This is a genomic window from Pusillimonas noertemannii, assembly GCF_003096595.1.
Classification (GTDB): Bacteria; Pseudomonadota; Gammaproteobacteria; order Burkholderiales; family Burkholderiaceae_B; genus Pusillimonas; species Pusillimonas noertemannii.
In genome coordinates this window covers 400,983-424,185 of the sequence record NZ_QEKO01000004.1, presented here as the reverse complement: position 1 = coordinate 424,185, position 23,203 = coordinate 400,983, and the positions used below count along the sequence as shown (strand labels likewise).

25 protein-coding genes and 1 tRNA gene are annotated in these 23,203 nt (G+C 61.3%); 13 read left to right on the top strand and 13 right to left on the bottom strand.

What is annotated here, in order from left to right:
- Positions 1 to 7: 7 nt before the first annotated feature.
- On the bottom strand, positions 8 to 370 hold the full coding sequence (locus C7440_RS15210) for an H-NS histone family protein (protein ID WP_116519108.1): 363 nt from the start codon (positions 368 to 370) through the stop codon (positions 8 to 10).
- Between the two features lie 274 nt (positions 371 to 644).
- On the opposite strand from C7440_RS15210, the gene C7440_RS15205 reads away from it, so the two are divergent.
- From C7440_RS15205 to thpD, 7 genes are all read left to right on the top strand, one after another.
- Entirely contained in the window at positions 645 to 1,469 is an 825-nt protein-coding gene (locus C7440_RS15205; protein WP_116519107.1) for a carbon-nitrogen hydrolase family protein, read from the top strand.
- A 22-nt stretch (positions 1,470 to 1,491) separates the two neighbouring features.
- Entirely contained in the window at positions 1,492 to 2,949 is a 1,458-nt protein-coding gene (gene tldD, locus C7440_RS15200; protein WP_116519106.1) for a metalloprotease TldD, read from the top strand.
- Between the two features lie 284 nt (positions 2,950 to 3,233).
- Complete coding sequence (locus tag C7440_RS15195; RefSeq protein WP_017525372.1) at positions 3,234 to 3,773, top strand: MarR family winged helix-turn-helix transcriptional regulator; 540 nt, start codon at positions 3,234 to 3,236, stop codon at positions 3,771 to 3,773.
- Between the two features lie 38 nt (positions 3,774 to 3,811).
- The gene (ectA, locus tag C7440_RS15190; protein ID WP_243410941.1) at positions 3,812 to 4,345 is read left to right on the top strand and encodes a diaminobutyrate acetyltransferase; all 534 of its coding nucleotides are present in this window, start codon (positions 3,812 to 3,814) and stop codon (positions 4,343 to 4,345) included.
- Between the two features lie 114 nt (positions 4,346 to 4,459).
- On the top strand, positions 4,460 to 5,773 hold the full coding sequence (gene ectB / locus C7440_RS15185; protein ID WP_116519104.1) for a diaminobutyrate--2-oxoglutarate transaminase: 1,314 nt from the start codon (positions 4,460 to 4,462) through the stop codon (positions 5,771 to 5,773).
- The gene (locus tag C7440_RS15180) at positions 5,770 to 6,168 is read left to right on the top strand and encodes an ectoine synthase (RefSeq protein ID WP_116519103.1); all 399 of its coding nucleotides are present in this window, start codon (positions 5,770 to 5,772) and stop codon (positions 6,166 to 6,168) included. Before ectB ends, C7440_RS15180 begins: the two co-directional genes overlap by 4 nt.
- An 85-nt stretch (positions 6,169 to 6,253) precedes the next feature.
- On the top strand, positions 6,254 to 7,171 hold the full coding sequence (gene thpD, locus C7440_RS15175; protein WP_116519102.1) for an ectoine hydroxylase: 918 nt from the start codon (positions 6,254 to 6,256) through the stop codon (positions 7,169 to 7,171).
- Positions 7,172 to 7,290: 119 nt separating this feature from the next.
- Here the strand turns inward: thpD and ehuA are convergent, their stop codons facing one another.
- The 4 genes from ehuA to ehuB all read right to left on the bottom strand — a co-directional run bounded on the left by ehuA (position 7,291) and on the right by ehuB (position 10,336).
- Positions 7,291 to 8,070 carry an ectoine/hydroxyectoine ABC transporter ATP-binding protein EhuA gene (ehuA, locus tag C7440_RS15170; RefSeq protein WP_017525377.1) on the bottom strand — a complete coding sequence of 260 codons (780 nt, stop codon included), beginning with the start codon at positions 8,068 to 8,070 and terminating at the stop codon, positions 7,291 to 7,293.
- Entirely contained in the window at positions 8,067 to 8,759 is a 693-nt protein-coding gene (gene ehuD, locus C7440_RS15165) for an ectoine/hydroxyectoine ABC transporter permease subunit EhuD (protein ID WP_017525378.1), read from the bottom strand. Before ehuD ends, ehuA begins: the two co-directional genes overlap by 4 nt.
- Positions 8,759 to 9,430: an ectoine/hydroxyectoine ABC transporter permease subunit EhuC gene (ehuC, locus tag C7440_RS15160; RefSeq protein ID WP_026068124.1), complete on the bottom strand. Its 672-nt coding sequence runs from the start codon at positions 9,428 to 9,430 to the stop codon at positions 8,759 to 8,761. The genes ehuD and ehuC overlap by 1 nt, the downstream gene beginning before the upstream one ends.
- A gap of 87 nt (positions 9,431 to 9,517) precedes the next feature.
- A complete protein-coding gene (ehuB, locus tag C7440_RS15155; protein WP_279305868.1) occupies positions 9,518 to 10,336 on the bottom strand; it encodes an ectoine/hydroxyectoine ABC transporter substrate-binding protein EhuB in 819 nt (272 codons plus the stop codon).
- A gap of 392 nt (positions 10,337 to 10,728) precedes the next feature.
- Here ehuB and aroG point away from each other — a divergent pair, with 392 nt between their 5' ends.
- From aroG to mnmA, 3 genes are all read left to right on the top strand, one after another.
- The gene (gene aroG, locus C7440_RS15150; protein WP_026068126.1) at positions 10,729 to 11,805 is read left to right on the top strand and encodes a 3-deoxy-7-phosphoheptulonate synthase AroG; all 1,077 of its coding nucleotides are present in this window, start codon (positions 10,729 to 10,731) and stop codon (positions 11,803 to 11,805) included.
- Between the two features lie 73 nt (positions 11,806 to 11,878).
- The gene (locus C7440_RS15145; RefSeq protein WP_371743497.1) at positions 11,879 to 13,294 is read left to right on the top strand and encodes an FAD-binding oxidoreductase; all 1,416 of its coding nucleotides are present in this window, start codon (positions 11,879 to 11,881) and stop codon (positions 13,292 to 13,294) included.
- A 341-nt stretch (positions 13,295 to 13,635) separates the two neighbouring features.
- Positions 13,636 to 14,754, top strand: a complete 1,119-nt coding sequence (gene mnmA / locus C7440_RS15140) for a tRNA 2-thiouridine(34) synthase MnmA (RefSeq protein ID WP_116519100.1) — start codon at positions 13,636 to 13,638, stop codon at positions 14,752 to 14,754.
- 110 nt (positions 14,755 to 14,864) lie between these two features.
- On the opposite strand, the gene C7440_RS15135 is transcribed toward mnmA, so the two are convergent.
- Positions 14,865 to 15,518: a glutathione S-transferase N-terminal domain-containing protein gene (locus C7440_RS15135; protein ID WP_051019311.1), complete on the bottom strand. Its 654-nt coding sequence runs from the start codon at positions 15,516 to 15,518 to the stop codon at positions 14,865 to 14,867.
- Positions 15,519 to 15,734: 216 nt separating this feature from the next.
- Here C7440_RS15135 and purB point away from each other — a divergent pair, with 216 nt between their 5' ends.
- Both purB and C7440_RS15125 read left to right on the top strand, forming a co-directional pair.
- Positions 15,735 to 17,111 carry an adenylosuccinate lyase gene (gene purB, locus C7440_RS15130; protein WP_017525385.1) on the top strand — a complete coding sequence of 459 codons (1,377 nt, stop codon included), beginning with the start codon at positions 15,735 to 15,737 and terminating at the stop codon, positions 17,109 to 17,111.
- Positions 17,112 to 17,166: 55 nt separating this feature from the next.
- Positions 17,167 to 17,242 (top strand) — tRNA-Lys (locus C7440_RS15125).
- A gap of 113 nt (positions 17,243 to 17,355) precedes the next feature.
- On the opposite strand, the gene C7440_RS15120 is transcribed toward C7440_RS15125, so the two are convergent.
- The 3 genes from C7440_RS15120 to C7440_RS15110 form a co-directional block, all read right to left on the bottom strand.
- Positions 17,356 to 17,622 (bottom strand): hypothetical protein, encoded by a 267-nt coding sequence (locus C7440_RS15120; RefSeq protein ID WP_017524664.1) that lies wholly within the window; start codon positions 17,620 to 17,622, stop codon positions 17,356 to 17,358.
- 132 nt (positions 17,623 to 17,754) lie between these two features.
- The gene (locus tag C7440_RS15115) at positions 17,755 to 19,251 is read right to left on the bottom strand and encodes a phospholipase D-like domain-containing protein (RefSeq protein WP_017524663.1); all 1,497 of its coding nucleotides are present in this window, start codon (positions 19,249 to 19,251) and stop codon (positions 17,755 to 17,757) included.
- Positions 19,252 to 19,287: 36 nt separating this feature from the next.
- Positions 19,288 to 20,760 (bottom strand): helix-turn-helix transcriptional regulator, encoded by a 1,473-nt coding sequence (locus tag C7440_RS15110; RefSeq protein WP_017524662.1) that lies wholly within the window; start codon positions 20,758 to 20,760, stop codon positions 19,288 to 19,290.
- A 305-nt stretch (positions 20,761 to 21,065) separates the two neighbouring features.
- Between C7440_RS15110 and C7440_RS19905 the strand changes: the two genes are divergently transcribed.
- Entirely contained in the window at positions 21,066 to 21,233 is a 168-nt protein-coding gene (locus C7440_RS19905; protein WP_157787577.1) for a hypothetical protein, read from the top strand.
- 10 nt (positions 21,234 to 21,243) lie between these two features.
- Here C7440_RS19905 and C7440_RS15100 read toward each other — a convergent pair whose 3' ends face one another.
- The 4 genes from C7440_RS15100 to C7440_RS15085 all read right to left on the bottom strand — a co-directional run bounded on the left by C7440_RS15100 (position 21,244) and on the right by C7440_RS15085 (position 22,930).
- Positions 21,244 to 21,609 carry a hypothetical protein gene (locus C7440_RS15100; RefSeq protein ID WP_017524660.1) on the bottom strand — a complete coding sequence of 122 codons (366 nt, stop codon included), beginning with the start codon at positions 21,607 to 21,609 and terminating at the stop codon, positions 21,244 to 21,246.
- Positions 21,610 to 21,630: 21 nt separating this feature from the next.
- Positions 21,631 to 22,128, bottom strand: coding sequence for a hypothetical protein (locus tag C7440_RS15095; protein WP_116519098.1), 498 nt, complete (start codon positions 22,126 to 22,128; stop codon positions 21,631 to 21,633).
- Between the two features lie 199 nt (positions 22,129 to 22,327).
- Positions 22,328 to 22,525 carry a hypothetical protein gene (locus C7440_RS15090; RefSeq protein ID WP_017524658.1) on the bottom strand — a complete coding sequence of 66 codons (198 nt, stop codon included), beginning with the start codon at positions 22,523 to 22,525 and terminating at the stop codon, positions 22,328 to 22,330.
- 123 nt (positions 22,526 to 22,648) lie between these two features.
- On the bottom strand, positions 22,649 to 22,930 hold the full coding sequence (locus C7440_RS15085; RefSeq protein ID WP_017524657.1) for a hypothetical protein: 282 nt from the start codon (positions 22,928 to 22,930) through the stop codon (positions 22,649 to 22,651).
- Positions 22,931 to 23,203 lie beyond the last annotated feature (273 nt).

Sequence of the window (23,203 nt, the reverse complement as noted above, 5' to 3'; positions counted from 1 at the left end):
TAAATATTTAGCGCTTGATCAGGAACTGGTCGCGGCTTTTTCCGGCGGTTTCGGCCTCGCTGATCCAGCGCGGCGCCTTGCCACGGCCCGTCCAGGTGGCGCCGGTTTCGGGGTGCTTGTATTTGGGCGGAACGGTGCGCTTGGCCGCAGTGGCCGCCCGGGCGGGGCGCGTGGCCGGGCGAGCTGGTTTTTTCTTGTTGTAGGCGGAGGCGATTTCTTCGGGGGTGATATCGTATTCGCGCATCGAGCGCACGATCGAAGTAATGACAGGCGAGCGTTGCTTGCTTTGAAGCGCCTGGGCTTGTTTTTGAAGACGGGTGATTTCTTTCTGGATTTTCAACTGAAGAGCGGCGTACGTGTCGCGCGTCATTATCTTATCCTTGCCTATTACTATTAATGAGAGGGATGCCGTTCTACGATTATTATGTGCGGCTATGTTAATTCAATTACTTTATTAATAAAAGGCATTGCGCCTATATTTTGATTATGTGGGCGTATATGTATCCGGTATATTCAAATTGGCCCGGTGTTTATTCCGTACGAGCAATTTGCACTGAATATTCATTAATCAAAACTTCATTTTGGACGGTGTGTTTTGTAATGCCGATCATTGGCAAATTCATATCGTCCGTATTTGGCTGAAAATGGAAACCCTGAGCGAGAAAGACGAATTTTGCGTGGCGGCCATTCAAACTGTTTCGTCCACCGATTTGCACGAAAATCTGGAACAGGCGGCTTCCCTGATACGGCAGGCAGCCGAACAGGGCGCCCAAATGGCGGTATTGCCCGAATATTTCTGCCTGATGGGCCGGCGCGACGACGACAAAGTGGCACTGCGCGAGCGGCCCGGCAAGGGGCCCATCCAGCAATTCCTGAGCGAGTCGGCCAGGCGGCATGGATTGTGGCTGGTGGGCGGCACCTTGCCGCTTGAAAGTCCCGATTCCGGCCGCATCTATAACACGACGCTGGTTTACGACCCGCAGGGCAGTCAGGCGGCGCGCTACGACAAAATCCACCTTTTCGGGTTTCGACGCGGCGAGGAAGCCTACGATGAGTCGGTCACCATCCGTCCGGGTGGCTCCGAGCCGCAGGCATTCGAGGCGCCCTGCGGCAAGGTGGGGCTTTCCATCTGCTACGATTTGCGGTTTCCCGAGCTTTACCGCGCTTTGGGCGAAACAAGCCTTATTGTCGTGCCGGCCGCCTTTACATATACGACGGGCTCGGCGCACTGGGAAATACTGCTGCGGGCCCGCGCCATTGAAAACCAGTGCTATGTGCTGGCGGCGGCCCAGGGTGGCAAACACGAGAACGGGCGCCGCACCTGGGGGCATTCCATGCTGATAGACCCATGGGGCGACGTGCTGGATTGCCTGCCTGAAGGCCCCGGTCTGGCCCTGGGCAACATCAGCCGAAGCCGGCTCGAGGATGTCAGGCAGGCTTTGCCGGCGCTTCGGCATCGAACGCTGTAACACACACTCTATATATTGACCTATGAAAATCGCTGATCCCGCCATCCAAGCCCTTGCCACCGCCAAGTCGGTGCTGCTTGATCCATGGGGCCTGACCGAGGCCGACATGGCACGCGCACTGGGCGAGATATTCACCCACAAGGTCGATTATGCCGACCTGTATTTTCAATATACGCGCAGCGAAGGCTGGAGCCTTGAAGAAGGCATCGTCAAGACCGGAAGCTTCTCCATCGGCCAGGGCGTCGGCGTGCGGGCGCTCAGCGGCGAAAAAACCGCTTTTGCCTATTCCGACACCCTGTCCCCCGACGCCTTGCTGTCGTCCGCGCGCGCGGTGCGCAGCATTGCGCGCCAGGGCGCGGGCCGCCAGAAAGTGCTGGCCCGGGCCGATTCGGCCGGTCACGACCTGTATCCGGCCATCGATCCCCTGAACACGCTTTCGGCGCCCGACAAGGTGGCGCTGCTCGAGCGTCTCGAGGCCATGGCCCGCGCAGCCGATCCGCACATCATCCAGGTCATGGCGGGCCTGGGGGCCGAATACGACGTCGTCCTGATCGCCGGCAGTGACGGCCGGCTGGTGGCCGACGTGCGCCCGCTGGTGCGGCTGTCCCTGACCGTCATCGCCGAGCGGGACGGACGCCGTGAAATGGGCCACGGCGGCGGCGGCGGCCGTGCCGGCCTGGCGTACTTCACCGACGACGTGCTGCGTTCTTACGTACAGCGCGCCACGCATGAAGCCCTGACCAATCTCTCGGCCCGTCCGGCGCCGGCAGGTGAAATGACCGTGGTGCTGGGTTCGGGCTGGCCGGGCATATTGCTGCACGAGGCAGTGGGCCACGGCCTCGAGGGCGACTTCAACCGCAAGGGCTCCAGCGTCTTTGCGGGCCGGGTGGGCGAGCGCGTTGCCTCAAAGGGGGTCACGGTGGTCGATGACGGCACTTTGGCCGATCGCCGCGGCTCGCTCAACATCGACGACGAAGGCAATGCCACCCAGCACAACGTGCTGATCGAAGACGGCATCCTGAAGGGCTATCTGCAAGACTCCCTCAACGCGCGCCTGATGAAGACCGCGGTTACCGGAAACGGCCGGCGTGAATCCTTCGCCCACCTTCCCATGCCCCGCATGACCAATACCTACATGCTTGCCGGCCAGGACGATCCGCAGGAAATCATCGCTTCGGTCAAGAGGGGGCTGTATGCCGTCAACTTCGGCGGCGGGCAGGTCGACATCACCAACGGCAAGTTCGTGTTCTCGGCCTCCGAGGCCTACATGATCGAAAACGGCAAGATCAGCTATCCGGTCAAAGGCGCCACCCTCATCGGCAACGGTCCGGACGCCATGACCCAGGTCAGCATGATAGGCAACGACCTCGAACTCGATTCAGGCGTGGGCACCTGCGGCAAGGACGGCCAGAGCGTGCCCGTCGGTGTCGGCATGCCGACGATCCGTATGGAAGGCCTGACGGTCGGAGGTACGGCCTGAAGCGTTCCAAAGGGGGCGGGGGCGCCATGTGGACTGCGCGAGCAATGCAGAGCCTGGCGCGCCCCGTTCATTTGATTCCGGAGCTGTGTGGAAGCCCTTAAAAGGTTACCGTTTGTATCAAAAGCCGCTGTGGCCCACAGCGGCTTTTTTCATTGCAGGGCGGGGGTTTCCAGCATATTTCGAACCTGCAACCTACGCCAAAGACGGCGGTAATCCGGTTGACTCGAATGATTCTGGACAATATGATTTGAGTAGAAATCAATTTAACTGAATTATTTCCTATCATGACGGATTTCGTTGAACCTCAAGCGTACGATTTGCGTATTTTGCGTGCCCTGCGCCGCATCACGCGATCCATTGCGCTGCATTCGCGGCAGTTGGCAGCGGGCAGCAACATTACTGCCCCGCAGCTCATCTGCCTGCGCGCGATCGTCGAAAAAGGCCCCATGACGGCCACGGCCATCAGCCGCGAAATCCACGTCAGCGCCAGCACGGTCGTGGGCATTCTCGACCGTCTGGAAGACAAGGAATTGATCCGGCGCGAACGCGGACGAGAAGACCGCCGCATCGTATTCGTTTCGGCCACACAGGCCGGCATCACGCTCGCTCGGGAAACCCCGTCGCCGCTGCAAAAAAAGCTGGCGGACGCCCTGAACGAGCTACCTGAACTGGAGCAGGCCACGATCACGCTCTCACTCGAGCGCATCGTCGACCTCATGGAGTCCGGCGGTGTAACGCCGGTTGAGGTCTCGACCGAGCTTGCTTCTCCAATACTAGAGGTTCCCGACGGGCGCATCCCGCCTGAATCGGGTTTGGTAGTTTGACTGACGACACAGACACTTATCTTTCCGCGCAGCCCAATATCGTGTCCGGCGCGAGCCCATCGCAAAACGGACACCACTCGGAACTGCGCCTTCCGAACAAGGCAGACGCTTCTGCCATCCACAGGCTCATCGAACAGTGTCCGCCACTGGACCTGAACTCGATCTACACCTACCTGCTTCTTTCCGAGCATTTCCGGCAGACATGCGTTCTTGCCGAAGGGCCGCAGGGCCCGGACGGTTTCATCTCGGCCTACATCCCACCCGGCAAGCCCGACGTGCTGTTCGTATGGCAGGTGGCCGTGCATGAAAGGGCGCGCGGCCGCAGCCTGGGCCGGCGCATGCTGCTCGACCTGCTGGCCCGCCTGCAGCTTTCGCACATACGCTACATCGAAACCACCGTGGGGCCCGAGAATGCGGCTTCGCGCGGAATGTTCGCGGGCCTGGCCCGCCACTTGCATGCCGATGTGTCGGAAAGCGCACTTTTCGACAGCCACTTGTTCGGCGACGCCTGTCACGACGACGAGCGGCTCATCCGCATCGGGCCATTGCGCCTGCCTCCCCCCGATATCTAGCTGTTGCGGTTTATTTTTGATCGCTGCCTTGCAGGGCGCATGCAGGGCGGCGCGGGTCCGCGAGGGCCCGGGCTGTTTCGATACGTGAAACCAATAACTTGAGAGGAAGAGATTATGGATTTGAATATTTTTGACCGGATGGAGTCCGAGGTCCGCGGCTACGTCCGGTCGTTCCCGGTGATTTTCAATCAGGCGCGCGGCTCTTTGCTGCTGGACGAAGCTGGAAGGGAATATATCGACTTCTTCAGCGGCGCGGGCACCCTGAACTACGGACACAACAATCCCATCTTCAAGGCCAAGGTCATTGAGTACCTGGAGTCCGATGGCGTCATACACGGCCTGGACATGGCCACCACGGCCAAGAAGGATTTTCTTGAAACGGTCGATCGCGTGCTGCTGAAGCCGCGCAACTGGCAATACAAGCTGCAGTTCACCGGCCCGACCGGCACCAACGCCGTCGAAGCCGCCCTGAAGCTGGCCCGCCAGATCAAGGGCCGTCCTAATGTCATTTCGTTCACGCATGGCTTTCATGGCGTAAGCGGTGGCTCGCTGGCCGTAACCGCCAACGCCAAGTTTCGCGATGCGGCGGGCGTGTCGCTGGCCAATACGTCGTTCATGCCCTATGACGGTTACTTTGGCCCCGACGTGAACACAATCAGCTATCTCGAGCGCATGCTCGAGGATCCCAGCAGCGGCATGGACCGTCCCGCAGCGGTCATCGTCGAAACGGTGCAGGGCGAGGGCGGTGTCAACGTTGCCACGGTGCGCTGGCTGAAAGACCTTGAAAGGCTCTGCCGCCAGTACGACATGCTGCTCATCGTGGACGACATCCAGGTGGGTTGCGGCCGTACGGGCAGCTTCTTCAGTTTCGAGTCGGCCGGCATCAGCCCCGACATCATCACCTTGTCCAAGTCCCTGTCGGGATTCGGCCTGCCGATGTCGCTGGTGTTGTTCAAGCCCGAACTGGACATCTGGAAGCCGGGCGCCCACAGCGGCACCTTCCGCGGCAACAACATGGCTTTCGTGACTGCTTCGCAGGCATTGGATAGTTACTGGGCCGACGAGGCATTCGCCGCCGACGTGCAGCGCAAGGCGGGCATGGTGCGCGATTGGCTCGAGAATCTGGTTCATAGCTATCCCATGGCTGATCTGAGCGTGCGCGGCCGCGGCCTCATCCAGGGCCTGGTCACGCCGGTCGGCGACGATATGGCCAATCAGTTTGCGCGCAAGGCGTTCGAGCAGGGCCTGGTCATCGAGACTTCCGGCGCCAACGACGAAGTGCTGAAGGTGCTTCCGGCGCTGACCATACCCGAGGAACAGCTCAAGAAGGGCCTGGAGATAATCGAGCGCAGCGTGGCGCAGGTTTTGCACGAGAAGGGCGTGAGTTCCAGCGCCCATGTTTTGAAATTTGGAGGTAAGCGTCGATGATAGTCAAGAACGTGAAGGACGTGATTGGCACCGAACACGAAGTAAAGACCGAGACCTGGCTCAGCCGCCGCGTGCTGCTGCAGAAGGACGGCATGGGTTTTTCGTTTCACGAAACCGTTATTTTTCCGGGCACCGAAACCCACATCCACTACCAGAACCATCTGGAAGCGGTGTGGTGCATCGAGGGCGACGGAGAAGTCGAGACCATTGCCGACGGCAAGAAGTATGCGTTGGGCCCGGGAGTGGTCTATGCGCTGGACCAGCACGACGAGCACTGGTTGCGCGGCGGCAAGGAACCTTTGCGGGTGATCTGCGTGTTCAATCCGCCCCTGACGGGATTCGAGGTTCACGACGAGGACGGAGTCTATCCGGCTGCGGTCACCGACGCGGCCTAGGCTTTCGAACATCGGGCGGGCGGAGGCGCCCGGCGGCTCTCGCAGGCCGCCGCGCCTTTCCGGCCCGCACTGAAAGGAGCAAGCTATGACTATGGGTGATTTATACGTTTCGCGAACGGACCGGGGGTCGGCCATTATCGCCCGGCAGGATCCGGTCGTATACGAGGGCGGGGGCTACGCCGACGCGCTCGGCGCAGAGCAGATTGCAAACTACAATCGCGACGGCTTCATCATGCTGCAGGATCTCTTCAGCGCTGAAGAAGTCGAGGCCTTGCTGGATGAAGTCAAGCGCATGAGCGTGGACAGCGACATCACCAGCCTGAAGGAAGCGATACGCGAGCCCGGCAGCGATGCCGTGCGCTCCATCTTCCGGGTGCACGAACTGAGCGAGCGCATTGCCGCGCTGGCGCGCGACCCGCGCCTGATCCACGTGGCGCGGCAGATATTAGGCTCCGAAGTCTACATGCATCAATCGCGGGCCAACATGAAGCCGGGTTTCAAGGGCAAAGAGTTCTACTGGCATTCCGACTTCGAGACCTGGCACGTCGAGGACGGCATGCCCAATATGCGCGCCGTCAGCTGCTCGGTACTGCTGACCGACAATAACGAGTGCAACGGGCCGCTGATGCTCATCCCCGGTTCGCACATGCAGTTCATCTCGTGCCAGGGCCAGACGCCCGACGAGAATTACAAGAAGTCGCTGCGCGCCCAGGAGTACGGGGTGCCCGACCCGCTCAGCCTGCAGCTGCTGGCCGATCAGGGCGGCATCCGCCAGATGACGGGCAAGGCCGGTTCGGTGGTGTTCTTCGATTGCAATGCCATGCACGGCTCCACGGGCAATATCTCGCCGTGGCCCCGCGCCAATGTCTTCATGGTGTACAACAGCGTGCAGAACACGCTCAATCCGCCCAAGTACGGCTTGAAGCCGCGGCCCGAGTACATTGCCGCACGCAAGGATTTCTCGGCGCTGGAGCCGGCGGACGCGGCCAGCACCGTGGCGTAATGGCCCGAGGGTTCGCCGTTCGGCGGCGGCCCCTGTAAAGCGGGAAAGCTCGAAGCCCCTTGCGGCCTTCGGGCTTTTTTGTTGCCCTCGCGAGGAAGGCCGCCCGAGGCGCAGGACGCTTAAGCCGGGTTCAGGAAGGCGTTCAGGAACTCGCGCGTGCGGGCTTCCCGGGGTTCGGTGAACAATTGCTCGGGCGGGCCGTCTTCCAGCACGCGGCCCTTGTCGAAGAAGCAGATGCGGTCCGAGATCTGCTTGGCGAATTGCATCTCGTGCGTGACCAGCAGCATGGTCAGGTCATGCTCCTGGGCCAGCCGCTGGATGACGGTCAGGACTTCTCCCACGAGCTCGGGGTCGAGCGCCGAGGTGGGTTCGTCGAACAGCATGATGCCGGGCCGCATGGCCAGCGCCCGCGCGATGGCCACCCGCTGCTGCTGGCCGCCTGAAAGCTGGCTGGGGAATTTGTCGGCGTGCTCGCTCAGGCCGACAAGTTCCAGGTATTCGTCGGCGCGCTGGCGTGCCTCGTGCCGCGAAAGCTTCAGCACGTGGACGGGCGCTTCGGTGATGTTGCGGCGCACGGTCATATGGGGAAACAGGTTGAACTGCTGGAACACCATGCCCATTTCCTTGCGCATGCGGCGCAAGTGGGCCTCGCTGGCCGGCACCAGGGTTCCATTGCGCTCTTCATGCCACAGCGGCTTGCCCGCGACATGGATCACGCCCTCGTCGATGTCCTCCAGTGTCATGAGGATGCGCAGCACCGTGGATTTGCCCGAGCCCGAGGGGCCGATGATGGTGACCTTCTCGCCCTTGTCGACGTGAAAGTCGAGCTCGTCCAGCACAGTGACGTCGCCGAAACGCTTGACGACGCGCTCGAAGCGGATGATGGCTTGTTCGTTCATTTCAGCGGCAGTCCTCGTTTTGGAAGGCGGGTGTCCAGATAGCGGACTCCCGCCGACGCGATCAGCGTGAGCACCAGGTACAGGGCGCCCACCATGGAAAGCGGTATGACGTAATAGAAACTGCGGTCGCCGATGATCTGGGCGACCTTGAGCATCTCCAGCACCGACACGACCGACAGCACGGGCACGTCTTTCATGATGGAGACCAGGTAGTTGCCCAGCGCCGGGATGATGCGCGGCACGGCCTGGGGCAGGATGATGACGCCGAAGGTCCGCAGGGGCGAGAGGTCGAGCGCGCGGGCGGCCTCGGTCTGGCCGCGGGCCACGGACTCGAGCCCCGCGCGGTACACCTCCGACATATAGGCGCTGTATTGCACGCCCAGCGCCAGCGCGCCGGTCAGGAAGGCGGGCAGCAGTATCCCGTATTCGGGCAGTACGTAGTACAGGAAGAACAGTTGCACCAGCAGGGGAGTGTCGCGCAGGAACTCGGTCAGCGCGCGGGCCGGCCAGGCGATCAGGGGGGAGCGCGCGGCCTTCAGCGCGGCCAGCACCAGCCCCAGCACGGCCGCCACCAGAAAGCCCACCACGGTGGCCTGTATGGTGACCAGCAGGCCGCGCAGCAGGATGGGCAGTATCGATGCGGCGAACAGCCAGTCATTGCTTGTGTTCCATTCAATGCCGAACAACATCAGGCTCTCCCTGCGCGCCAGCGCCCGACCGAGCGCTCGAGCAGCTTCATGATGGCGGTCAGCACCAGTGCCATGCCGAAATACATCAGCAGCAGGATGGAATAGATGGTGGTGCTGTCTTGGGTGAAGTTGCGGATCTGTTCAGCCTTGAAGGCCAGGTCGCCCAGGCTGATCAAGGAGACCAGCGCAGTGTCCTTCAGGTTCTGGACGGCCAGATTGCCGAAGCTGGGCATCATTTCGGGGATGGCCTGGGGCAGGCTGATGCGCCACAGTGTCTGGCGCGGGGTGAAGTCCAGCGACTTGGCCACCTCGAACTGTTCGCGCGGCACGGCTTGCAGCGCACCGCGCACCACCTCGGCCCCGTAGGCGCCGATGTTCAGGCTCAGGGCCAGCGCGCCCGCCGCCACGGGGGGCAGCCTGAGGTTGATGCCTATCGCCTCGCCGATCAGGGGCAGGGCAAAATACAGCCAGAACAATTGCACCAGCAGCGACGTGCCGCGGAACACCTCGATGAAGCCCACCGACAGATAGCGCGCCGTGCGGTTCGGAGAGAGCCGGCCGATGCCGAACAGAAAGGAGAAAAACGCGCCGCCTATGGTTGAAATGATGGTCAGCTGGACGGTGACCCAGGCGCCTTCCAGCAAGGGCGCTATATAGTTCATCCAGTGCATTCAGGTCTCCTCGGCTCGAGCGCCGCCGCGGGGGCCCGGCAAGCGCGGTTGCCGGAGCGCCCTGGCGTGCCCATGGCCATCAGGCGGTCAATGGGCCGCGCATAATTGTTCGCGGGTGCGATTGAACGATTCATCGGCGTCCGCCTCGCTGAACCCGTGGCGAGTCATTATTTGACGCCATGCGTCGGTCTGCTTGAATCGCGCGAGTTCTTCGTCGACCGCACGCTGTAATTCTTTGGAATCCAGGTTGAAGGTAAAGGCTCCCCAGCTGCGCACCGGCTCTCCGTTGATGACGGGGTCGGTAAATTCAGCGGCCGCCTCGACCCTGTCGTCTTTGTCCACCAACTGGTGGATGGTGGCGCTGGTTGCCGCATAGGCCGCGGCACGGCCGGTGGCCACAGTGGAAATGGCGTCGGAGTTGCTCGAGATGGTAACCATGCGTTCTTGCGGCACGTCCAGGGCCTGCATCATCTCAAGCTGGTCGGCGCCGGCCATGATGGCCACTTTGTCTTTGGATCGGGCGAAGTGCTCGAAGGAATGAATTTCCTTCGGGTTGCCCTTGGCCACCAGCAGGCCTTCCCCGTACGAGCTGTTGGGTTCGGAAAACAATACATGGCCGCAGCGCTGGGGAAGGATGGCCATTTCGGCGGCCACCATGTCGAAACGCCTGGCGCGCAAGCCCGGAATGAGGGCGCTGAACGTAGTGCTGATCCACTCTATCTTGGGAATGCCCAGTTGCGTGGCGATGTGCCGGGCCACGTCGGGCCCCACGCCTTGCGGTTTGCCTTGCAGGTCCATATAGCCATAGGGGATTTCGTTGGCTACGGCGATGCGCAGGCTGCCGCGCTGCTTGATCTGCTGCAAAGAGGCGGCTTGGGCAAGCCCCATGGCGCAAATCATCAGCACGGCCGCCAGTAGCGCTGCCAGCCCATGCTTTGTTTTCAGCTGTCTTTTCTGTATATGGATCACGCTTGGATTCGCCGCGCCATGGGGCAGCGCGTGTAATTAATTCTTGTAAGAATGATACAGTACAAAATCATTTCACTTCAAATTAATGGGAAGAAGCCGCTCAAGTGGCTGATTTTTTCTTGTCAGATTGTCTGGGCTCGTGGTAATATGGCCAGCATGAATCGTGCCGCCTACGCTTTCTTTTATTTTTATGCTTTTCCAACACCGCTGGTGGAGGAAGGGAAGCGCTGTACGCACTAAAAAACACCCAATTCCTAAAAAGCCGCCAGCAAGGAAGCTAGGCGGCTTTTTTTATACCGTCTTGCCGCTGGTAATCACTGGAGTAGCTCGTGTCACACAATACCGACGATTTACGTATCCGAGAAATCAAAGAACTCAGCCCCCCATCGCACGTCATGCGCGAGTTTGCCAGCACCCGCGAAGCGTCTCAAACCGTCTATGCCGCGCGCCGCGCCGTGCATGACGTACTTCACGATGCCGACGACCGCCTCGTCGTGGTGATCGGCCCGTGTTCCATCCACAACACCAAGGGCGCCCTCGAATACGCCAATCGACTCAAAGAGCAGCGTGAGCGCTTCAAGGGCGAGCTCGAGATCATCATGCGGGTGTACTTCGAAAAACCCCGCACCACGGTGGGCTGGAAAGGCCTTATCAATGACCCCAACCTGGACGGCAGCTTCAACATCAACCAGGGGCTGCGCACTGCGCGCCAGCTGCTGCTCGAGGTCAACGCCATGGGCCTGCCTGCCGGTTGCGAATTCCTCGACATGATCACGCCGCAGTACATTGCCGACCTGGTCTCCTGGGGTGCCATCGGGGCGCGCACCACCGAAAGCCAGGTTCACCGCGAACTGTCTTCCGGCCTGTCATGCCCGGTCGGCTTCAAGAACGGCACAGACGGCAATGTGCGCATTGCCATCGACGCCATCAAAGCGGCGTCGCAGCCGCACCATTTCCTGTCGGTGACCAAGGGCGGGCATTCGGCCATTGTGTCTACGGTGGGCAACGAAGACTGCCACGTGATCCTGCGCGGCGGCAAGCATCCCAACTATGATGCCGCCAGCGTCGAGGCCGCTTGCCAAGACCTGCTCAAGGCGGGTCTCAAGCCACGCATCATGATCGATGCAAGCCACGCCAACAGCAACAAAGACTACGCCCGTCAGCCCCTGGTCATCGACGACGTCTGCGGCCAGGTGGCCTCGGGCGACCAGCGCATCTGTGGCGTGATGGTCGAAAGCCATCTCGTCGGGGGACGCCAGGACCTCGTCGCCGGCAAGCCGCTTGTCTATGGGCAAAGCATTACCGATGGCTGCATCGACTGGGACACCTCCGTCCAGGTGCTCGAGCGCCTGTCCGAGGCGGTGCTTGCGCGGCGCGGGGTAACAGTGCAGTCCAGCGCGGCCTGAGGCCCATCGCCGCGCCGCACGCCGGCGCGGCGCCATGCCCAGCCACCGCCGAACCGGAGTCCACATGAATCCAATGCTGCAAGGCCAATCAGCCCGCCGCGCCATTCCGCAGGGCTTTCTCGAGGCGCTGCGCGAGCGGTTCGGCACGGCTTTCTCCACGTCCGAGGCGGTGCGCGCGCACCACGGACGCGACGAGTCCCCGTATCCGCCGATGTTGCCGGACGGCGTCGTTCATGCGGCAAGCATCGAAGACATTGCCTGGGTGGCAGCCCATTGCCATCGGCACAAGGTGCCCCTTATTCCGTTTGGCGCGGGCTCGTCGCTCGAGGGCCACGTGCTGGCCGTGCAGGGCGGCATCAGCCTTGATCTGTCGGGCATGGACCGCATCTTGTCGGTCGACGCCGAAGACCAATGCGTAACGGTGCAGGCAGGCGTGCGGCGCAAGCAGCTCAACGAGCATCTGCGCGACACGGGGTTGTTCTTTCCGGTCGATCCGGGCGCCGACGCCACCCTGGGCGGCATGGCTTCCACGCGCGCGTCGGGCACCAACGCCGTGCGCTACGGCACCATGCGCGACAACGTCATGGCGCTCAAGGTGGTAACGGCCGATGGCCGCATCGTCCACACGGGTTCGCGGGCCCGCAAATCGTCGGCGGGCTACGACCTTACCGGAGTCTTCGTAGGCAGCGAAGGCACGCTGGGCATCATCGCCGAGGCGACCGTGCGGCTGTATCCCCAGCCCGAGGCGGTATCGGCCGCGGTATGCAACTTTCCCACGCTCGAAGCCGCCGTGAACAGCGTCATCGAGATCATCCAGATGGGGGTGCCCATTGCCCGCGTAGAGTTCATGGACACGGATGCGGTCAAGGCCACCAATGCGTACAGCAAGCTCGATCTGGCCGAATCGCCGCTGCTGCTGTTCGAGTTCCATGGCAGTCCCGAGGGTGTGAAAGAGCAGGCATTGGCCGTGGGCGAAATTACCGCCGGGCATGGCGGCACCGATTTTCAGTGGGCCGAACATCCCGAAGACCGCACGCGCTTGTGGACGGCCAGGCATCACGCCTACTTTGCAGGGGTGCAGATGCGGCCCGGTTGTCGGGCTACGACAACCGACGTCTGCGTGCCGATTTCGCAGCTGGCACATTGTGTCAGCGCAACCGCGGCCGATCTCGAGACGGCAAGTTTTCCGCACACCATCGTGGGGCATGTGGGCGACGGCAACTTCCATGTGCTGATGATGATAGACCCGGACAAACCGGAAGAATGGCGCGAATCCGAGCTCATCAACCGCCGTCTGGTCGAGCGGGCCATCGCGATGGGCGGCACTTGCACGGGCGAGCATGGGGTGGGGCTGCACAAGATGGAATTCATGCAGGCGGAGCACGGCGAAGGTGCGCTCGACATGATGCGGGCCTTGAAGCAGGCTTTTGATCCGCATCACATACTGAATCCGGGGAAGACGATTCCTCCTCCTTCCGAAGAGGGTTAGGGGTCCTGAACTCGTTCGGGCGAGATAGGCGCGATGTTGGTTTTCGATCCCCCCGTATTTTCGATGCCGCTATTTCTTTCTTGAGTGTGATCTGGGGTCCTTAAGCGCCGCCGCAGGCGATGCGGTTCAGCCCGGGCGGTCGGGCGGTTTGTGGCAGCGCCCTCCAACGCCCGGGCTGAACCGCATCGCCCGCGACGGCTGGCGTTTGAGGCTGGTGTGAGAATGGCTCAGGGCGCATGATCTTGCGCTCGCACTGGGGGCGGGCTGGATGTGTACGGAGTGGCGACCGAAGCTGTGTGTTCTAAAGCGGCGTCCGGGCCGGTGTGCTCTAAAATAATGCCATGATTTCTTCTTCAACAAACAAGGGACGCGTCGTCGTCGGCATGTCCGGCGGCGTCGATTCGTCCGTCAGTGCGTGGCTGCTCAAGCAGCAGGGCTATGAGGTCGTCGGCCTGTTCATGAAGAACTGGGAAGACGACGACGATTCCGAATACTGTTCGACCCGGCAAGACTGGCTGGATGCGGCCAGCGTGGCCGACCTCATCGGCGTCGAGATCGAGGCTGTCAATTTTGCCGACGAATACAAGGACCGCGTTTTCGCGGAGTTCCTGCGCGAGTATTCGGCCGGCCGCACGCCTAATCCCGACATCCTGTGCAATGCCGAGATCAAGTTCAAGGCCTTTCTTGATCATGCGATGACGTTGGGCGCCGAGCGCATTGCCACGGGCCACTATGCGCGGGTGCGCGAAGTGCCGTCGGGGCAGGGCAGCCGCTTTGAACTGCTGAAGGGGCTCGATGCCACCAAGGACCAAAGCTATTTCCTGCATCGCTTGAACCAGGCGCAATTGTCGCGCACCTTGTTCCCTCTGGGCGAGCTGCCCAAGACCGAGGTGCGCCGCATTGCGGCCGAACTTGGCCTGCCCAACGCGGCCAAAAAAGATTCGACCGGCATCTGCTTTATCGGCGAGCGGCCTTTCCGCGAGTTCCTCAACCGCTATCTGCCCACGCAGGAAGGGCCGGTCAAGACTCCTGAAGGAGAAGAGCTGGGCCGGCACATTGGCCTGGCCTTCTATACGCTGGGGCAGCGCAAGGGCCTGGGCATAGGCGGGGTGAAGGGGCGGCAGCGCGCCGACGGCACGGCCGATGCCTGGTACAGCGCGCGCAAGGACATCCAGAACAATACGCTCTATGTCGTGCAGGGCCATGATCATCCATGGCTGCTTTCCGACAGCCTGCAGGCGCAGGACGCCAGCTGGATCTCGGGCGGCCCGCCGCCGCCGGGCAGCTACGCCGCCAAGACGCGCTATCGCCAGCCCGATGCGCGCTGCAACCTTGAACAGGCCACGCCCGGGGGAGAGTTCCGGCTGAGCTTCGACGAACAGCAATGGGCCGTGACGCCGGGGCAGTCCGCCGTACTATATGACGGCGACATCTGCCTGGGCGGCGGCATCATCGTGTAGGAAAGGCTTCGGCCATTGCCGTGTGTCCTGTGCTTCGCGATGCGAGGCAGGTAAAAAAAGCCGAGCGAGAGCTCGGCTTTTCGCTGCAGCGAACGAATGCCCGGCCTGTATTACGGGTTCAGGGCGATGTCTTGCGTTTGGGATTGGCCGGCCGGCGCGGGGGGAGCGCTGGCGGTGAACGACGGCCGATCGTGCAGCTTTTCGGCCAGCAGGGCCAGGTTGGGATATTGGCTGCGCCAATCGATCTGGCCAAGGCGAAGATCGAGGTAGCCCAGCGCACAGCCCACCGCGACATCGGCCAGGCTGAAGTTGACGCCCATACAGAAGGCATTGGGCTCGAGGCCTTGTTCCATGAACTCGAGCGCGGCATTGATCTTGCCATGCTGGCGGTTGATCCAGTCGGGGCTGCGCAAGTGTTCGGGGCGTTGCGTGTTTTCGACCTGGATGGCAACCGAAGCGTCCATGACGCCGTCGGCGATGGCTTCCCAGCATTTGGTGGCGGTGCGGTCGCGCCCCGCCTGGGGCAGCAGGCGGCCCACGGGCGAGAGGGTGTCAAGGTATTCGACGATGACGCGCGAATCGAACAAGCTGCCGCCGTCGTCCATGACCAGACAGGGAACCTTGCCCAAAGGATTGTATTGCTGGATCTGGGATGTTTCCGACCATACGTCATCGAGAACGAGCTCGTATTCGAGCTTTTTTTCGGCCATCACGACGCGCACCTTGCGCACGTAAGGGCTTGTCAACGAACCAAAAAGTTTCATGGCAAAGTCGGAAAGTTGCAGGCTCAAAAAGTATAGCAGGGAAGCCCCCCAAGAGGGTGCTGCCGCGTCCCGCATGCCTTGTTCCATCAGCTGTTTTACACAATGTGTGGTTTATTCGCGGCGCAGGCGGCGCCCATTGCAGCCGGCCCGGGCAAAAAGGGGACGGAACCCGCCGAATGCTAAAATGCGCCTTGATTTTTTCAACCTGTGAACGTCATGCAAATTGCCCAGCAGCTCAGCCCACTGAACGCCCTTTCGCCCCTGGACGGGCGCTATGCCGCCAAGGCGGATCCACTTCGCGCCCTGTTGTCCGAGGCCGGCTTCATGGCTCACCGGGTCGAAGTCGAGGTGGCCTGGCTGCTTGGCCTGGCCGAAGCGGGCCTGCCCGAGCTGCCCGCTTTCTCGGACGAGTCGCGTGCCACCCTGCGACAGCTGGTCGCCGATTTTTCCGAGTCCGATGCCGCGCGCATCAAGGAAATCGAAAAAACCACCAACCATGACGTCAAGGCGGTGGAATACTGGCTTAAAGAACGGGTGGCCGGCAATGCTCAGCTTTCCGGGGCGGCCGAGTTCATCCATTTTGCCTGCACCTCTGAAGACATCAACAACACCTCGCACGCGCTCATGCTGAGCCGTGCGCGTGAACAGTTCATCGTGCCGCGGCTGGGGCAACTGCTTGATCGCCTCAAGGGCTTTGCGAACCAGTTCGCCGACCAGCCCCTGCTGTCGCGCACCCATGGCCAGCCGGCCAGCCCCACCACGCTGGGCAAAGAATTCGCCAACGTGGCCGCACGCCTCGAGCGCGCCCTGCAGGCCGTCCGGGCGGTCGAGCCCCTGGCCAAGCTCAACGGCGCCACGGGCAATTACAACGCGCACGTCGCCGCCTACCCTGAAATCGACTGGCCCGCTTTCAGCGCCCGGGTGCTGGGTGAACTGGGACTGACCCAGAACCGCCACACCATACAGATCGAGCCCCACGACTGGATGGCGGCATTGTTCGATTCGGTAGCGCGCGCCAACACCATACTGCTCGACCTCAATCGCGACATCTGGGCCTATATTTCGCTGGGTTACTTCAAGCAGCGCCTGAAAGAAGGCGAGGTGGGCTCGTCCACAATGCCGCACAAGGTCAACCCGATCGACTTCGAGAACTCAGAGGGCAATATCGGCCTGGCCAACGCGTTGCTCAAGCATCTGTCTGAAAAGCTGCCCGTCTCGCGCTGGCAGCGCGACCTGACCGATTCGACCGTGCTGCGCAACCTGGGCGTGGCCCTGGGGTATTGCGCGGTGGCGTGGGATTCATGCCTGCGGGGACTGGACAAGCTCGAGCTGAACGCCGCAGCCATCGATGCCGACATCGACGGTTGCTGGGAAGTGCTGGCCGAGCCGGTCCAGACGGTAATGCGCCGCTACGGCCTGCCCCAGCCCTACGAGCAGCTCAAGGCGCTGACGCGCGGCAAGGGCATTACGCAAGAGGCCCTGGGCGAGTTCATCGCCGGTCTTGATCTGCCCGCCGAACCCAAGGCGCGCCTGCTTGCCATGACGCCGCGCACTTACCTGGGCCTTGCGCCCGAACTGGCTCGCGACGTCTGATAAAAAAAATGCCCGCCGGCCCAGACAGGACAAAAAACTCTGTTAAAATTCCGGCGGGGCTTTAGCTCAGTTGGTAGAGCAGAAGACTCTTAATCTTTTGGTCGTGGGTTCGAGTCCCACAGGCCCCACCAGAATTACCGCAGTACCAATAAGTTAAAGCCGCGTTTTACGCGGCTTTTTCTTTTCCGGCTCGGCATATGCCGGAAACGTGACAGCTGGCTAAAGCGCCGCCGATTTGTGAGCGCTACTGAGTGGCGGTACTGCGCATGAGCGATTCGCCGGCCAGGATCGTTCGGCGCGCCTCCTCATGCTTATCGTGTAGAGCGAGATATTTTCTCTCTGAACTATCGGATCGGTCGGAGGTTCCGGCGAACGATTCTTCGAGATAGTTTGCGTACCAAACCGATTCTTCGAAGGTCATGCCCACAAATACGTCGTTGTCTTCCCTGTCGGTCGACAGGGCCCGGATTTCTATAAGATACGCCCGCGCTTCGGGCTTGAATTTCAACATAAGACTCCTTGAATGAGCCTCCATTGTAGCCGCCGGCTCAAATGGGGGGCGGAGCCGGCCTCTGTGTAGGGGCGGGGCAGTCGCTGCCAGAGACTTGCCACGCCTTCTGAGGTGGGGCACCCGCACCTTTTGTCATGTCTTTCGGCGCCGCCGCAATCTGGCCAGGCCCTGCGCCCAGCGTTTCTTCAGGCCGCGCTGGCTCATGGGTTCGAGGAAGCCGTCCGCGCTTTCAGGGTCGAGCAGTTCGTTCTGGGCAATGTATTCGTCAAGAGGCCCCGGCTCGACCAGGTCGAGCAATTCGAGGGTCTTGCCGCTTCCGCGCAGCGACTCGATGGTGTGGATCAGCGAGCCGCTGCGTTCGAACCCGGCGGCGAACGTGTCTGCATCGACGCCAAGGTGTTCGGCGAGAAGCCGGGTACGCAAATGGGTGATCGCCTTGGGCGTTTCCCGGTTGGGTTGGAGTGCCGAGTCGATGATGACGTCGCATTCGCTATCAAGCCCCAACGACCGATTGTTGAGGTTCGACGAGCCGATGCGCAGCAGGCGGTCATCGACGATGGACACTTTGGCATGTACGTAGATGTCGGCCCCGTTCCGGGTAACGGGCACGTAGATGCGGAACCGTTTCTTGCTGTCGCTTTCAGCAATCTGGCGCACCAGCTGGACGCGCGCCGCATCCATGGCCATTTGTTCCAGCCATCCGTCCGCGGTACGCGGCATGACCAGCACGAATTCGGGCGGGTTCGCTTCCTCGAGGCGCCTGGCGATGGCCGCGGCGATCTTGGCCGAGGTGAAATACTGGTTTTCGATATAAACAAAGCGCCGGGCCGCTGCGATCATGTCCAGGTACAGGGCTTCGATTTCACGTATCTCGGGCAGATCTTCGTAGCAGGCCCGCGTGCGCGCCACGCCTATGGACACGTTCTGGAACTGGATGGCAAGGTCTTGGGGCCAGACATCGTTTTCGGCGCCGTGAATGGGATCGAGCTTTCTATGCGTGGCGTGGAACCAGCGGTCGCTGCCCAGTTCGCCCAGTACGGATGCGACGGGGCCGGTCAGCATCATGGTGGCATCGTGCCATGGGGGGTAGGGCTTGCCATCGGGCAAGCGCCGGCAGGGTGCGTCGTCGGCATGATCGGGTGTGTCCCAGCGCCCCGTGGCGATATCGATTCCGCCGCAAACGGCCAGATGGTCGTCTAGCACGACGATTTTCTGATGATGGCTGCAGCCGGGCGGATGTGCGCTGTCGAAGTAGAACTCGATGGCTTTTGTACGTGCCCACCGCCACAGCATCCACGCGGCGCGAGGGTGAAGGAATTGCTTTTTCGCGCCGAAACTCCATTTGAGAATATCGATACGGCGCCGGGGATTGTTTTTTGCCAGCGAAAGAAAGAATTGCCCCAGGGTTTCGCCATGGCGTTCGGTGGGTTCGAGCTGTACGCGGGTGTCGAAATCCCAGCCGATGATCAGGATCCGCTGTTGCGCGGCGGCCATGGCCTGGCCTATGAAATGGTAGTAGTCGGCGGCGTCGACGATGACTGTTGCCCGGGCGCAGCGTTCGATTCGCCAGCAGTTCTGGCCTGGAACCAGGACGGGCTCGAGCGTCGGGGTGTCCGGAAGGTTTTCCATGGGCCGATGTTCCGAAACTATGGGTAAATGAAGTGTTTATCCGCCTATGCCGCGTTCAAGCGCCCAAATGATGGCGGCGCCGCGCCGGTGCACGCCTATCTTGCTGTAGATGGCCGCCACATGGTTGCGCACCGTGTGGCGCGAGATGCCCAGCGCTTCGCTGATCTCGCGGTCTTCCTTGCCTTGGCACATGAGGTGCAGGATTTCCTGTTCGCGCAGGGTCAGGTCGGCCAGTTCGGTCTGGTTGCTGGCGGCGCCATGGCGTCCGCGCAGCTGGGCCAGTTTTTCGACGACGGAGCGGCTGAACCAGGACGCATCCTGCATGACGGCTTCAATGGCTTGCATGAGCTCGGCTTCTGTGCGCTTGCGCTGGGTGATGTCTTGGACCACCCAGAGTATGCAGCGCAAGGAGCCGATGGTGACAATCTCGGCCGAAGCCAGGCAGTCGAGGAACTGCCCGGATCGCAGCCGCAGCTGCAGCTCGACGTTGCGCAAGCTGCTGTTGCGCTCGAGTTGCCCGGCCAGCTTCTGATGGGTCTGCGGATCGACCCAGAGCTGTTGCCTGCTCAAGGCCTGGTTGGCATCTTCTTTGTCGGCGTGGCCGGTAACCTGCAGGAAGGCTTCATTGATCTCGAGCAGCTTGCCTTCTTCTATGGAGCTGAGCGCCATGGGCACGGGCGCGAGCCTGAAAGCGGTCGAGAAGCGCTCTTCGGACTGGCGCAGGTCTTGCTCGACCTGCTTGCGCGCAGTCAGATCGATGAATGTGAACAACATGCATGGTTCGCCGTCGACGTCCAGGGGCTGGCCGGCGACGACGACGTACTTGTCGCTGCCGTCGGCCTGTCGCAGCACGGCCTCCATCTGGGGAATGGTCTGCCCGTGCTTGAGGCACTCGATGGCCTTGTCGCGCTGCTCGGCCTGGCGCAGCACGTCGATTTCGTACGATGAACTGCCCAGCAGGCTGCGCTGGCTGTAGCCGGTCATTTGCACGAAGCCGTTGTTGACCTTGATGTAGCGCAGGTCGGACACCCTGCAGATGATGGCAGGAGCAGGGTTGACGTCGAATGTCCGTTCGAAGCGCTCTTGGGCCTCGAACCGTTGGGTGGCGTCCTGCAGCACGAGGGCGCCGCAGGAGTCGGCGACCTGGTCCAGCGCCAGTCCGCGAAACTGGAATACGCGATGAAACTCGTCGTCGTCCTTGCGCGTTACGTGCACACAAAGATCGTGGAAGCCTCCTGCGCGCATCAGGCGGTCTATCGGATATTGCCCGGCGGGCAGCTTGCGTCGGGTGCGATAGTGCAATTGGTAGCGCTTGCGATAGCCCACCGCCGTGTCGCCAAGCTCGTCCATTCGGTGCGCATCATGCATGCGCAACGCCGCTTCGTTCACCCAGGCGATGCGGCCCCGTTTATCCAACACGAGGATTCCTTCGGTGGACCCTGAGGCAAGTTCCTGGAACAGGGCTTCGGCTTCGGCACCAAACGTATCGGCGGCGGTAGAAGGACGCATAGGGGCTCCTTGGTGAGGCGGCGCTTGTGTGGGTGGCGCTATCTAGCTTAACCCATCATTGGTGCAGGCTATATCTCGTCGTGCATGGGCCCGTCGATACCATGACAAAAGTACTAGTAAGACTACGCCGTTTGTATCTTTACAAGGGGAGTCTCTATGGATAAGCTTCGGGCATCGCGTTTGTGTGAGACAACGCTCAATTAGTCCTGGAACTCGAAGTGGCTTACGGTGAATTCATAAAACGGTTGAACAGGGGCATTGAAGGCCGGATCAAGGGATATTTCGAAGATGACGAAGGATGCCTTTTGTATCTGAGCCGCGGCGACACGATCTATGTGCCCTCGATGTTCATAGAAAGACGCGGCGAAGAGCTGCTCGAGCTGCTTCAGGACGCCATTCGGGAAGGCCTGACCGGCACGCATGCCGTGGCCTTGGACCAAGAGGTCCTGCAATTGCGCGAGTCTTCGCGCTAGGGAAGGCGCTTCAGTTGATCGATTGCGACGACTGAAGCTGCGACTGCATTTCGAGAATAAGCGCCTCGAGCTCGGGAGACGTCTGGAGGGCCAGAACCGGCACGCCCTGGGCGTCGGAATCGTCTTGTTCCAGTTTCAGGGTGATGCTTTGGCCTTCAAAGGCCTTGGGGTTGGCCTGAATCTGCACATATTGCTTAAGAAGGCGGTCGACGGCTTTTTGCGCTTCAAGCAATTGGGTTGAAACCGGCGAGTCGGCGTGCAGCTTGAACTGCTGTTCTATCGTTTTGGCCAGGTCCCAGCTGAAGAAAAGCAGGGCGTTCTGGCCGTGGCATTCGGGGTGCAGGAAGCCCCAGGAGTCGGCGGGAGAGGTTGTCAAGGCGGTATGGGCAAAGAGTGATCAGGGCTGGGTGCGCTTGCGCACCGTCTTGCCGTCGTAGGCATATACGTCTATTTTACCGGGCATCTGGCTATTAGGCGTTTGTACCAGGAAAGTGTGCCCCTTGACGCTGACCTTGATCTGATCGGAGCATGAACCGAACGAGTTGGACAGGGTGTAGCCTTTTTCCTCGAGCACCACCCACCGGTACGAGACCGGGCATTCGGGGTCGCCGGTGCTGATGGACACAAGCGCGACCTGCGCCGCCGGAAGGCTGAATGCATAGGGAATATTGAGCAGGCCCTCGACTACCGGCGCGACGTCGGTGTTGTTGAAGTGCAGCCGGGATTCGTAGACATATTCGTTGTTTTGGACCTGAAGGGTGCCATAGGGGGTGTCGAAGACCAGGCGGGAGGGCGCCGCCGGCCAGTTGGTGGACGCCGCAGAGGCCCCGCCCAAGGTGGCCCCAAGCAGGCAGAGCAGCAGAAAGACCGGACGTGTGGGGTGATGGCGGCGCATAGTATTCTGTGGTGGTCTGTACAGCCGCACGGTGATCCCGATGAGGACCCGGCGCAGTACAAATGTTACAAAATGGCGTATGACAAGGCACCGAATGTAAAGTTCATTACATTCTATTCTATCTGCGCAAGAGATTGAAGTGGGGCAACAAGGCGGGTAATTTTGCGTGGCGAAAAAAGTGCGTCTGCCTGTGGCGCCTTTAGCTAGCAAGCGCCAAATAGATGCCCGCTCCCAGCAGCAGTACAAAATAAACGGCCACGCCCGCCAGCAGGCTTTGCAGCACGATGCGCTGTTTTTCCCGCCAACTCAGGCTTCGGGGCGTCAGGCGGCGACGTGTTGCCCACCACCAAGTGGCGGCCATGGCCAATATGCTAAGTACCAGGAACCCTATTTTCATGCCGCTATTCTAGCGGGCACATGTCGCCCTGAGAACACGCGCCCGTGTTCGCGCCGGCAAAGGGCGGTTTTGGAGGGCCTTGTGCCCGGAACGGGGGCACAAGGCGGGGTAGGGGCGCAGAGCCTAGTAGATGGGAGTGCGGGTGATGGAAACCCGAAGTTCGCTGAACGCCTGGCCCGCGTTGCTGTCGGGGCCGTTTTGAGCGATGGCCGTGCTGAGTTTGGTTTCAAGCCCTGCGCAATAGCGCGCGCGCAGGGGTTCGGGCATTTCGTTCAACTGCTCGATGAACGAAGCGGCAAATTCGTCGCCCAGGCCGGTAAGGTCGGCGAAATTGACTTCACCTGATTCGTATTGGCGTGTAATTTTCAGTGCACGGGCCCAGTACTGCTCGATGATTTCGTTCATGGTGGTCTCCTGAGTAGTGTGCCGTTGTCGACCCTTTTGCCCGAAGATCTGGTGGGCGATGCTTCAGGACACGCTTGTGGCGGGCCGTGGTCGAGTGGGCAGCATAATTGTTGTGTGTTGTGCTTTGCCGTGTACCGCTTGGGCCGGATGGCCAGGGCCATGCCGGTCGGCGGCCGATGCCTTTGCAGGCTTGCGCAGCGTGCCCTCCGGGGATGGTTATGGGTGGCTGCTCCGCCGGAGCCAGAGTACCAGACTGACACTGCGCGTACTGTG

Excerpts from the sequence above, each read along its gene's own strand:
- C7440_RS15135 (WP_051019311.1), bottom strand. The coding sequence starts at position 15,518 with ATGAAACTTTTTGGTTCGTTGACAAGCCCTTACGTGCGCAAGGTGCGC.
- mnmA (WP_116519100.1), top strand. The coding sequence starts at position 13,636 with ATGATTTCTTCTTCAACAAACAAGGGACGCGTCGTCGTCGGCATGTCC.
- tldD (WP_116519106.1), top strand. The coding sequence starts at position 1,492 with ATGAAAATCGCTGATCCCGCCATCCAAGCCCTTGCCACCGCCAAGTCG.
- C7440_RS15195 (WP_017525372.1), top strand. The coding sequence starts at position 3,234 with ATGACGGATTTCGTTGAACCTCAAGCGTACGATTTGCGTATTTTGCGT.
- C7440_RS15145 (WP_371743497.1), top strand. The coding sequence starts at position 11,879 with ATGCTGCAAGGCCAATCAGCCCGCCGCGCCATTCCGCAGGGCTTTCTC.
- C7440_RS15120 (WP_017524664.1), bottom strand. The coding sequence starts at position 17,622 with ATGTTGAAATTCAAGCCCGAAGCGCGGGCGTATCTTATAGAAATCCGG.
- C7440_RS15110 (WP_017524662.1), bottom strand. The coding sequence starts at position 20,760 with ATGCGTCCTTCTACCGCCGCCGATACGTTTGGTGCCGAAGCCGAAGCC.
- C7440_RS15115 (WP_017524663.1), bottom strand. The coding sequence starts at position 19,251 with ATGGAAAACCTTCCGGACACCCCGACGCTCGAGCCCGTCCTGGTTCCA.
- C7440_RS15205 (WP_116519107.1), top strand. The coding sequence starts at position 645 with ATGGAAACCCTGAGCGAGAAAGACGAATTTTGCGTGGCGGCCATTCAA.
- ehuC (WP_026068124.1), bottom strand. The coding sequence starts at position 9,430 with ATGCACTGGATGAACTATATAGCGCCCTTGCTGGAAGGCGCCTGGGTC.
- C7440_RS15090 (WP_017524658.1), bottom strand. The coding sequence starts at position 22,525 with ATGAAAATAGGGTTCCTGGTACTTAGCATATTGGCCATGGCCGCCACT.
- C7440_RS15180 (WP_116519103.1), top strand. The coding sequence starts at position 5,770 with ATGATAGTCAAGAACGTGAAGGACGTGATTGGCACCGAACACGAAGTA.
- ehuD (WP_017525378.1), bottom strand. The coding sequence starts at position 8,759 with ATGTTGTTCGGCATTGAATGGAACACAAGCAATGACTGGCTGTTCGCC.
- C7440_RS15085 (WP_017524657.1), bottom strand. The coding sequence starts at position 22,930 with ATGAACGAAATCATCGAGCAGTACTGGGCCCGTGCACTGAAAATTACA.
- thpD (WP_116519102.1), top strand. The coding sequence starts at position 6,254 with ATGACTATGGGTGATTTATACGTTTCGCGAACGGACCGGGGGTCGGCC.
- purB (WP_017525385.1), top strand. The coding sequence starts at position 15,735 with ATGCAAATTGCCCAGCAGCTCAGCCCACTGAACGCCCTTTCGCCCCTG.
- C7440_RS15210 (WP_116519108.1), bottom strand. The coding sequence starts at position 370 with ATGACGCGCGACACGTACGCCGCTCTTCAGTTGAAAATCCAGAAAGAA.
- ectB (WP_116519104.1), top strand. The coding sequence starts at position 4,460 with ATGGATTTGAATATTTTTGACCGGATGGAGTCCGAGGTCCGCGGCTAC.
- C7440_RS15095 (WP_116519098.1), bottom strand. The coding sequence starts at position 22,128 with ATGCGCCGCCATCACCCCACACGTCCGGTCTTTCTGCTGCTCTGCCTG.
- ehuA (WP_017525377.1), bottom strand. The coding sequence starts at position 8,070 with ATGAACGAACAAGCCATCATCCGCTTCGAGCGCGTCGTCAAGCGTTTC.